Annotated in this window: 8 protein-coding genes; 3 read left to right on the top strand and 5 right to left on the bottom strand. The window is 70.9% G+C overall.

What is annotated here, in order from left to right; all coding sequences use genetic code 11:
• Positions 1-698, bottom strand: a 698-nt coding sequence (locus EAO73_RS23365) for an ROK family transcriptional regulator (RefSeq protein ID WP_224756419.1), incomplete at its 3' end; no start/stop codon positions are given.
• A 120-nt stretch (positions 699-818) separates the two neighbouring features.
• Here EAO73_RS23365 and EAO73_RS23360 point away from each other — a divergent pair.
• Together EAO73_RS23360 and EAO73_RS23355 are read left to right on the top strand one after the other, a co-directional pair.
• Positions 819-2,045, top strand: coding sequence for an MFS transporter (locus EAO73_RS23360; protein WP_147973411.1), 1,227 nt, complete (start codon positions 819-821; stop codon positions 2,043-2,045).
• A 145-nt stretch (positions 2,046-2,190) separates the two neighbouring features.
• Positions 2,191-3,582, top strand: coding sequence for a uracil-xanthine permease family protein (locus EAO73_RS23355; RefSeq protein WP_147973410.1), 1,392 nt, complete (start codon positions 2,191-2,193; stop codon positions 3,580-3,582).
• A 13-nt stretch (positions 3,583-3,595) separates the two neighbouring features.
• Here the strand turns inward: EAO73_RS23355 and EAO73_RS23350 are convergent, their stop codons facing one another.
• The 4 genes from EAO73_RS23350 to EAO73_RS23335 form a co-directional block, all read right to left on the bottom strand.
• A complete protein-coding gene (locus EAO73_RS23350) occupies positions 3,596-5,296 on the bottom strand; it encodes a flavin monoamine oxidase family protein (protein ID WP_147973409.1) in 1,701 nt (566 codons plus the stop codon).
• Between the two features lie 55 nt (positions 5,297-5,351).
• A complete protein-coding gene (locus EAO73_RS23345) occupies positions 5,352-6,149 on the bottom strand; it encodes a carbon-nitrogen hydrolase family protein (protein ID WP_147973408.1) in 798 nt (265 codons plus the stop codon).
• A gap of 316 nt (positions 6,150-6,465) precedes the next feature.
• Positions 6,466-6,921 carry an Lrp/AsnC family transcriptional regulator gene (locus tag EAO73_RS23340; protein ID WP_093709736.1) on the bottom strand — a complete coding sequence of 152 codons (456 nt, stop codon included), beginning with the start codon at positions 6,919-6,921 and terminating at the stop codon, positions 6,466-6,468.
• Positions 6,922-7,052: 131 nt separating this feature from the next.
• Positions 7,053-8,519 (bottom strand): GuaB1 family IMP dehydrogenase-related protein, encoded by a 1,467-nt coding sequence (locus EAO73_RS23335; RefSeq protein WP_147973407.1) that lies wholly within the window; start codon positions 8,517-8,519, stop codon positions 7,053-7,055.
• Between the two features lie 306 nt (positions 8,520-8,825).
• On the opposite strand from EAO73_RS23335, the gene EAO73_RS23330 reads away from it, so the two are divergent.
• Positions 8,826-9,848: a terpene synthase family protein gene (locus tag EAO73_RS23330; protein ID WP_147973406.1), complete on the top strand. Its 1,023-nt coding sequence runs from the start codon at positions 8,826-8,828 to the stop codon at positions 9,846-9,848.
• Positions 9,849-9,859 lie beyond the last annotated feature (11 nt).

Here is a 9,859-nt window from a genome sequence, read left to right as displayed (position 1 = left end):
CCCGAGGCCCCCCGGCGCAGCTTCCCGTCGAGCATGACCGCCGCCCCCACCCCGTGGCCGAGCCAGAACAGGACGAACGTGTCGTGGTCGCGGGCCGCGCCGGCGCGGTGCTCGGCGACGGCGGCGAGGTTCGTCTCGTTCTCGACGAGGACGGTCGATGGGAGCCGTTCCTGGAGCGCCCGGACCAGGCTGCGGTGCCAGGACGGCAGACCGCTGCTGTCCCGCAGCTCCCCCGTGACCGGGTCGATGAGCCCCGGTGCGCCGATACCGACGCTGTGCAGGGGCGCGCTCCCCGCGCGCCGGGCGGTGGTCGCCAGCAGCGCGACGGCCTGCTCGACGGCTTCGTCCCCCTCGGTCTCGCTGCCGATCGGCAGGGTCGCCTCGGCGAGCGTCGTGCCCAGCAGATCGGCGACGACGACGGCGACGCTGTCGGTGCGCACATCCAGTCCGGCCAGCAGGGCGCGGTCCGCGACGATGCCGTAGAGCCGGGCGTTGGGCCCCCGGCGGTCGGCCCCGGTCTCGCCGACGACATGGATCAGACCCGCGTCCCGGAGCCGTTCGACGAGGTCCGCGACGGTCGGCCGGGAGAGCCCGGTGAGGGTCTTCAACTGCGTGGCCGTCAGCGGGCCGTCCTGCTGGAGAAGCCGCAGGGCGAGCCGGTCGTTCATGGCACGGGCGGTGCTCGGTGATGCGGGCATGCCGGAATCCTTCCAGATCACCGCCGGACCGGAGGAGCGGACGGTCTATTTATCAGGCAGGGTTCCTGATAGTTTACTGCCCGCATCGTGGAGAAGGCTTCAGGGGAGGGACACCGCGGTATGACGACAGAATCCACGGCTACGGTCTTCGGCACCGGCGAGGTGCGACGGGCCAGGTATGCCGTCGCGGCGGTCTTCACCGTGCACGGGGCGGTGACCGGCAGCTTCGCCACCCGGGTCCCCTGGATCCAGGACCACGCGGGCGTCAGCGCCGGCCAGCTGGGCATCGCCCTCGCGTTCCCCGCGATCGGCGCCTCGATCGCCATGCCGCTGGCCGGTGCGGTGAGCCACCGCTTCGGCGCGCGCAACGCGCTGCGCGGGCTGCTGGCCCTGTGGACGCTGGCCCTGATCCTGCCCTCGCTGGCTCCCAACCTGCTCACGCTGTGCGCGGCGCTGTTCGTGTACGGGGCGTCGGCCGGCATGTCCGACGTGGCGATGAACGCGCTCGGCGTCGAGGTGGAGAACCGCCTCGACAAGTCGATCATGTCCGGGCTGCACGGGATGTGGAGCGTGGGCGCCCTGATCGGTTCGGCGGCGGGCACGGTGGCCGCCCATGTGGGCGCCGACGCCCGGCTGCACCACGTGACAGCGGCTCTCACCCTCACCGCACTGGGCCTGGCCGCCTGCCAGTGGGTGCTCGACCTGCGCAGCGAGCCGGACGAGGAGCCGCCGCCGCGGTTCGCGCTGCCGCCGAAGTCGGCCCTGGTCATCGGCGCGGTCGGCTTCTGCGCGGTGTTCGCCGAGGGGGCCAGCCTCGACTGGTCGGCGGTCTACCTCCGCGACACGCTGGACAGCTCGGCCGGTCTCGCCGCCGCGTCCACCACCGCGTTCGCGCTGACCATGGCGGTCGCCCGGATCGCCGGGGACCGGGTCGTCGACCGCTTCGGCGCGGTGCGCACCGTACGGACCGGCGGCGTCCTGGCCACGGTGGGCGGGGTGCTGGTGGTCACCGCCCCGCACGCGGCCCTCGCGATGTGCGGCTTCGGGCTGATGGGGCTCGGGATCGCCGTGGTGGTCCCGCTCGCCTTCGCGGCTGCGGGGCGCAGCGGGCCCAGGCCGGCCCAGGCCATCGCGGGCGTCGCGACGATCACGTACACCTCCGGGCTCATCGCCCCGTCGGCGATCGGTTCGCTGGCCGAGGCGACCTCGCTGGTGGTGTCGTTCGGCCTCGTCTCGGTGCTGGCGTTCGGTCTGGTGCTCGGTGCCGGGGTGCTGCGCGCCGGTGACCGCAAGGCGGCGGCCGGGAACGCGGTGCGGGAGGTGCCCGTGGCCGAGCCCCGCTCCTGACCTGCCCCGGCTCCACGGACCCGGCGAACCGGAAGGGGCGGGTCCGGCCGTGGGGCGCGACCCGGGCGGCACTACCATGGCGCTGATCTTTTCCGCGACGAGCGCCGTGCCTACGGGCTCACGCACCTACACACAGGGAGCAACCATGGGCCTCGGCGTGCGCTGGACCTTGCACGGCGACGGGAAGACGCCCGCGCCGGGAGCGGTGGTCCGCCCCGACGAACGGCTCTCCTGGCCCCGGACCTTCGGGCTCGGCGCGCAGCACGTGGTCGCGATGTTCGGCGCGTCGTTCGTCTCGCCGGTCCTGATGGGTCTGGACCCGAACCTGGCGATCATGATGTCGGGCGTCGCGACGGCCATCTTCCTGCTGGCCACGCGCGGCCAGGTGCCGAGCTACCTGGGCTGTTCGCTCTCGTTCGTCGGGGTCGCCGCGACGATCCGGGCGAGCGGCGGCGACAGCGCGGTGGTCACCGGCGCCGTGTTCGTGGTCGGTGTGGTGCTCTTCCTGGCCGGGCTCGCGGTGCAGCGGTTCGGCGCGCGGATCATCCACGCGGCGATGCCGCCGGTGGTGACGGGCGCGGTGGTCATGCTCATCGGGTTCAACCTGGCACCGGTGACCGCGTCGACGTACTGGCCGCAGGACCAGTGGACGGCCCTGCTGGTGATGCTGTTCACCGGTCTGGCCGTGGTGTGCCTGCGCGGCTTCTTCTCCCGGATCGCGATCTTCCTGGGGCTGGTCTTCGGTTACGTGCTGTCCTGGCTGCTCGACCTGGTCTTCGGGAAGATCCACTCCCCCGCCGGCGGCGCCGAGTCCGTGGACCACTGGCGTCTGGACCTCTCGGGCGTCGGGAAGGCCGACTGGGTCGGGCTCCCCTCGTTCCACGCACCCAGCTTCGAGTGGTCGGCGATCCTGGTCGCCCTGCCCGTCGTCATCGCCCTGATCGCGGAGAACGCCGGACATGTGAAGGCGGTCGGCGAGATGACCGGCCGTTCCCTGGACGGCAAGCTCGGTACGGCGATCGCCGCGGACGGCGCCGCCTCGATGCTCTCGACCGCGGTGGGCGGCCCGCCGAACACCACGTACTCCGAGAACATCGGCGTGATGGCCGCGACCCGCGTGTACTCCACCGCCGCCTACTGGGCCGCCGCCTTCTTCGCGCTGCTGTTCGGTCTCTGCCCGAAGTTCGGCGCCGTCGTGGCTGCGATCCCGGGCGGCGTGCTCGGCGGCATCACCGTCATCCTCTACGGCATGATCGGCCTGCTCGGCGCCCAGATCTGGCTGAACGGCAAGGTCGACCTGCGCAACCCGCTGAACCTGGTGCCGGCCGCCGCGGGCATCATCATCGGCGTCGGCGGGGTCAGCCTGAAGATCACCGACAACTTCGAGCTCAGCGGAATCGCGCTCGGCACCATCGTCGTGATCACCGGCTACCACGTCCTGCGCGCCTTCGCCCCGGCCCACCTCAAGACCCAGGAGCCGCTGCTCGACTCGGGCACGTCGGCGTACGACAAGGAGCCCCCGGCCACGGATTCGTGACCGGGGATCTCGCTCAGTCCTCCGGCAGTTCGACCGGCGCCAGCTCGTCGAAGAGGTCGCCGGGCCCGGGGTTGGTCGGGTCGGTCGCGCCGCCGAACTGGTTCATCACGCCCCACACGGCGTTCAGCGCGGTCTGCACGGCCCCCTCGGCCCAGCCGGCCGTCCAGGAGATGTCGTCACCGGCCAGGAACAGGCCCCGCTTGTCGGCGGGCAGCCGGTCCTGCATGAAGTGGGTGAACAGCCGCCGCTGGTAGCGGTAGTGGCCGGGCAGGTTGGCCTTGAACGCGCCCATGAACCAGGGCTCGTTCTCCCAGGACACGGTGACCGGGTTGCCGGTGATGTGGCCACGGATGTCGACGTTCGGGTAGATCTCGCCGAGCGACTTCAGCATGACGTCCATCCGCTCGCTCGCGGAGAGCGGCAGCCACTTCAGGCTGTCGTCGCACCAGGTGTACGAGAGGCAGATGCTGGCCGGCCGGTCCGGTCCGTCGTCCAGCAGGTACGTGCCCCGGGTCATCCGGTCGGTCAGCGTCATCGACATGGTGTCGCGCCCGGTGACCTCGTCCTCGTCCAGCCAGAACGGCCGGTCGACGGGCACGAACAGCTTGGACGACTCCATGTAGTGGGTACGCTCCATCGCCGTCCAGTGGTCGATCGGGAAGAGCGCGTCGTCGCAGGCGATCTTGGAGAGCAGCAGCCAGGACTGGCCGGTGAAGACGGCGGCCCGGTAGGTGCGGATGTCGCCGGAGGCGTCCGTGACGGTGATCCGGTTGCCGGCCGTACGGTGCAGCCGGGTGACGGCCCCGCGCGGCTCGCCCCCGTGGAGCGAGGACAGCGAGGTGCCCAGCGGCCAGTGCACGATCTTGTGCGGTTCGCGGTCCCACAGGCGCAGCGGAAGCTGCTGGCTGCCGCCGACGATGGAGCGGTGGTGGTCGTCCGCCTCGGTGTAGACGACCCGCAGGATCTCCAGGATGGAGTTGGGGAAGTCGGTGTCCCAGCCGCCGGTGCCGAAGCCGACCTGGCCGAAGATCTCGCGGTGCCGGAAGGACGTGAAGGCGTCGGAGTCGCAGAGGAAGCCGTAGAAGGTCTGGTTGTCCAGCTTTTCGACGAGCCGGGACCAGATCTCCCGGATCCGGGGGACGTCGCGCTCGCGCATCGCCCGGTTCATGTCGGAGAAGTCGGCGCCCTCCTCCAGGCAGCGGTTCCAGGCGTCCATCACATCGCGGTAGACCTGCGGGAGTTCGTCGATGGTCCTGGCGTAGTGCGACTCGCCCTTGAGGTCCACGACGGTGGAGGGGGTCGCCGGGGAGAGCGGGTTCGGGAACGGCTTCGTCTCCAGGCCGACCAGGTCGATGTAATGCTGGAGGGCGGTCGAGGAGGGCGGGAAGCGCATCGCGCCCATCTCGGCGGTGAGCGGTTCGCCGTCCGTGCCGCAGCCCTCGAACTCGACGGTGCGCAGCCGTCCGCCGATGCGGTCGGCCTCGTAGACGACCGGCTTCAGGCCCATCTTCATCAGCTCGTACGCGGTGATGATGCCGGAGAGCCCGCCGCCGATGACGGCGACCTCGGTGCCGTGCTCGGTGGCCGGTATCTGGCCGAGTCCCGCCGGGTGGGCGAGGAAGTCGTCGTACGCGTAGGGGAAGTCCGGCCCGAACATGGTGATCGGCGGGGCCGCTTCCTCGGTGTGCTGGACGGCGGGGGGCACGGCGGTCATGGGGTACGGACTCCTTGCGGGGAAGGGCGAAGACGTGAGGGGGGGGCGGACGGACTCAGACGAGGGCGCCGTACAGGCCGGGGCGGCGGTCGCGCAGATACGGGTTGGCGGCCCGGGAGGCGGCCAGCAGGGCGAGGTCGACATCGCCGGTGACCAGTTCCTCGCCGCGCCCCGCGCGGGTGCGGACCGTGCCGTCGGGTCCGGCCAGGCAGCTCAGCCCGGTGAAGTCGAACTCGCCTTCCGGGCCGGTCCGGTTGACGTACGCGAGGTACAGCTGGCTCTCGAAGGCGCGGACCGGGACGAGGGATTCGGCGACGAACGAGAAGGGGTGCATCAGCGCGGTCGGGACCAGCAGCAGGTCGGTACCGGCCAGGGCGTGCGCCCGTACGTTCTCCGGGAACTCGACGTCGTAGCAGGTCAGCAGGCCGATCCGGACGCCGTCCAGCTCCGCCTGGACCACGGGCTGCCCGCCGGGGGTGAACCAGCGCTGCTCGAAGTCGCCGAAGAGGTGGGTCTTGCGGTAGTTGGCGAGCGTGATGCCGTCGGGGCCGATGAGCTGCGCGGAGTTGTACAGGGTGTCGCCCTCGCGCTCGGGATAGCCGTAGTGGACGGCGATCTTGTGCCGTACGGCGATCTCGGCGACGGCACGGGCGGCGGGCCCGTCGGCGGCCTCGGCCAGCCGGGGGACGTCGTCGCCGATGGCGTACCCGGTCAGGTACAGCTCGGGGCAGACCAGGAGCCGGGCCCCGGTGGCGGCGGCGCGGCGCGCGGCGTCCGCCAGCAGCTCGACGGAGCCGGCGACCGAGCCGGGGCGTCCGGAGCTCTGGAACAGGGCAGTGCGCAACGACGGCATGGCTGACCTCGGGCGATACGGGCGGGGCGGGGACGTAGAAACGGTACGTTCCGCCGTTCGGCCGGGACAAGGCGCGACTGTTGCGCACCGACAGCCGATCCGTTGCGCGGATCGCGCGGGGCGCGAAGATTCATTGCGCGATGCGGCGCCCCATCCCAGCCCGTCCGGCCACTCCGGCCGAACCCGCACTTCAAGACCCGGGCAGCCCATCCCAGCCCGTCCGGCGTTTGAGGACGGAACCGTCGCCGGAGGACCCGGCCCACCGCACGTCCCGGCCGAACACGTACGCCTCCCCGCAGGGACCCGCAGGGACCCGCTACCCCGGCGACCCCGACGAATACCGCCGCAACAACGGCGACAACACCAGCACGGACTTCGTCCGTTCCACGTACGGCTCACCGGCGATCCGCTCAAGCACCTGCTCGAAATGCCGCATGTCCGCCGCGAAGACCTGGACGAGCGCGTCCGCGTCCCCGGTGACCGTGGACGCGGACGCGACCTCGGGATACCGGGCGAGCCCCTGCTTGATCGAGTCCGGGGACGTGTTGCGGCTGCAGTAGATCTCGATGTACCCCTCGGTCTCCCAGCCGAGCGCCGCCGGGTCGACCCGCACGGTGAACCCGGTGATGGCCCCCTCGGCGCGCAGCCGGTCCACGCGGCGTTTCACGGCGGGCGCGGACAGGCCGATGATCGAGCCGATGTCGGCGTAGGAACGGCGGGCGTCCTCGGCCAGGGCGTGGACGATGCGTTCGTCGAGGTCGTTCAGTCGCACGTCGTACGGGTCACTTCTCTGCGGAGGCGCGGGCGGAGCCGGGCATGACGATGCCGGGGGACGGCGCGTGCCGTCCCCCGGCAGTAGACCACGGGCCGGGTCCGGTCCGGCGGATCAGGGCCGGGCAGGCCCTAGCTCCAGCTGGCGTGCAGCGGCTTGCCCTCCGCGTAGCCGGCGGCGCTCTGGACGCCGACGACGGCCTTCTCGGCGAACTCGGCGAGCGAGGCCGCGCCCGCGTAGGTGCAGGAGGAGCGGACGCCCGCGATGATCGAGTCGATCAGGTCCTCGACGCCGGGACGCGCCGGGTCCAGGAACATCCGCGAGGTGGAGATGCCCTCCTCGAAGAGCGCCTTGCGGGCGCGGTCGTACGCGGACTCGTCGGAGGTGCGGTTCTTCACGGCGCGCGCGGACGCCATGCCGAAGGACTCCTTGTAGAAGCGGCCGTCGGCGCTCTGCTGGAGGTCGCCCGGGGACTCGTACGTGCCGGCGAACCAGGAGCCGATCATCACGTTGGACGCGCCGGCCGCGAGGGCCATGGCGACGTCGCGCGGGTGGCGGACCCCGCCGTCGGCCCAGACGTGCTTGCCGTACTTCTTCGCCTCGGCGGCGCACTCCAGGACGGCGGAGAACTGGGGCCGGCCCACGCCGGTCATCATGCGGGTGGTGCACATGGCGCCGGGTCCGACGCCGACCTTGATGATGTCGGCGCCCGCCTCGATGAGGTCGCGCACGCCCTCGGCGGCGACGATGTTGCCCGCCACGATCGGCACCTGCGGGTCCAGCGCCCGGACCGCGCGCACGGCGCTGATCATCGACTCCTGGTGGCCGTGCGCGGTGTCCACGACGAGGGTGTCGACACCGGCGTCGAGCAGCTGCTTGGCCTTGCCCGCCACATCGCCGTTGATGCCGACGGCGGCGGCGATCCGGAGCTTGCCCGCGGCGTCGGTGGCCGGGGTGTAGAGCGTGGCGCGCAGGGCGCCCTTGCGGGTCAGGATGCCGACGAGGCGGCCGTCCGCGTCGACCGCGGGGGCGAGCTTGCGGTTGGCGCCGTCGAGCTTGTTGAAGGCGTCGCGCGGGTCGATGTCCGCGTCCAGGACGACCAGGTCCTTGGACATGACCTCGGAGAGCTGGGTGAAGCGGTCCACGCCGGACAGGTCGTGGTCGGTGACCACGCCGACGGGACGGCGCTCGGCGTCCACGACGACCCCGGCGCCGTGCGCGCGCTTGTGCAGCAGGGACAGCGCGTCGGCGACCGTCTGGCCCGGCGACAGCTCGATGGGCGTGTCGAGCACCAGGTGGCGCGTCTTCACCCAGGAGATGACCTCGGTGACGACCTCGATCGGGATGTCCTGCGGGATGACGACGAGACCGCCGCGGCGGGCGATGGTCTCGGCCATCCGGCGGCCCGCGATCGCGGTCATGTTCGCGACGACCAGCGGGATGGTGGTGCCGCTGCCGTCGGGCGAGGACAGGTCGACGCCCTGGCGCGATCCGACCGCCGACCGGCCCGGAACCATGAAGACATCGTCGTACGTGAGGTCGTACGGGACCGAGGGGGACTCTGTGTAGCGACCGGTGCCGGGCTCAAGAAAACGCATAACACTCATTTTTTCATACGAAATGGCGCAGGTCGCTTCCACGAAGACACAGCAAATGACTCCCGCCCTCGTACGTTCCTCCAAAGGACCGCTGCGGGAGTCCCGGGCAAGTGGAACCTGCCTTACCCGGGGACCTTACCCGAACAGCTTTCAACCATTCCCGATCATCTGCTCTGGACCTGGTGACAGGGGGTCAGGTAGCTTCAAACGCGCAGGTCCCGTGGGTCACCGCAACGCCCCGGATGAACGGACGGAACATGCTCAACTTCCGTCACCCGTACGACCGGAGAGGATCACGACCCGCCCGTGGAGAACGAACTGCCGGACATCTACTGCCCGTTCCCCCAGCGGACGAACCCGCACGTCGCTCACGTACGGGAACATCTGGACGCCTGGACCCGCAACACCGGTCTGGTGCACCGGGATTCGGCCAGGGAGCGCTTCGAGCAGGCGGACTTCGGCGCGTTCGTCGGGATGGTCTACCCGACCGCGGACCCTGAGAATCTGGACCTTGTCGCCGACTGGTTCGTCTGGCTCTTCCTGGTCGACGACCAGCTCGACGACGGCCATCTCGGGCGCAGCCCCGAACGGGTGCGGGACGTCGTCGCCCTGATGCTGGCCGTGATCGAGGGCACCCGCACCGGCGTCATGGAGAACGAGGAACTGCCCGCCGCCGTGGTCGCCCTCATCGACCTGTGGCAACGTACGACGCCGACCGCGGCGGTGCACTGGCGGCGCAGGTTCGCCTGGCACCTGAAGAAGTACCTCACCACCGCCACCACCTGGGAGGCCGGGAACCGGGCGGCGGGGGTGGTGCCGTCGGAGGAGCTGTACGTCGAGAAGCGCCGCCACACCGGCGCGATCATCGTCTGCATGGACCTGATAGAGATCGTCGCGGGCATCGAGGCACCCTCCTCGATCCACAACGACCCCCGGTTCATCACCGCCCTGGAGGCGTCCTGCAACCACGTCTGCTGGGCCAATGACGTGTACTCGTACGAGAAGGAGCAGGTGCTCGGCGAGATCCACAACCTCGTCCACCTGGTCCGCCACCACCGCGGCTACGGCAAGCAGCAGGCGCTCGAACACGTCTGTGCGGAGATCGCCGTCGAGACGAAGCGCTTCCTGACGGCGGAGTCCGAGCTGCTGGAGGCCTATCCGCAGCTGACGCCGATGCTGGAGCCGTACCTCGACGGCATGCGCAGCTGGATGCGCGGCAATCTCGACTGGTCCCGGCAGACGCCCCGCTACAACCCGGCCGACGTCAGCCAGTACGAGCAGCCGGAACAGTATCTGGAGGCCACGGTGCTGGGGCTCTCCCAGGACTGAGCACCGGGTGT

The sequence above is a fragment of the Streptomyces sp. col6 genome, assembly GCF_008042035.1.
Classification (GTDB): Bacteria; Actinomycetota; Actinomycetes; order Streptomycetales; family Streptomycetaceae; genus Streptomyces.
Note: the sequence above shows the minus strand (reverse complement) of the source record. Positions and strands in the feature narration are given on the sequence as shown.

Excerpts from the sequence above, each read along its gene's own strand:
- EAO73_RS23360 (WP_147973411.1), top strand. The coding sequence starts at position 819 with ATGACGACAGAATCCACGGCTACGGTCTTCGGCACCGGCGAGGTGCGA.
- EAO73_RS23355 (WP_147973410.1), top strand. The coding sequence starts at position 2,191 with ATGGGCCTCGGCGTGCGCTGGACCTTGCACGGCGACGGGAAGACGCCC.
- EAO73_RS23350 (WP_147973409.1), bottom strand. The coding sequence starts at position 5,296 with ATGACCGCCGTGCCCCCCGCCGTCCAGCACACCGAGGAAGCGGCCCCG.
- EAO73_RS23345 (WP_147973408.1), bottom strand. The coding sequence starts at position 6,149 with ATGCCGTCGTTGCGCACTGCCCTGTTCCAGAGCTCCGGACGCCCCGGC.
- EAO73_RS23335 (WP_147973407.1), bottom strand. The coding sequence starts at position 8,519 with ATGCGTTTTCTTGAGCCCGGCACCGGTCGCTACACAGAGTCCCCCTCG.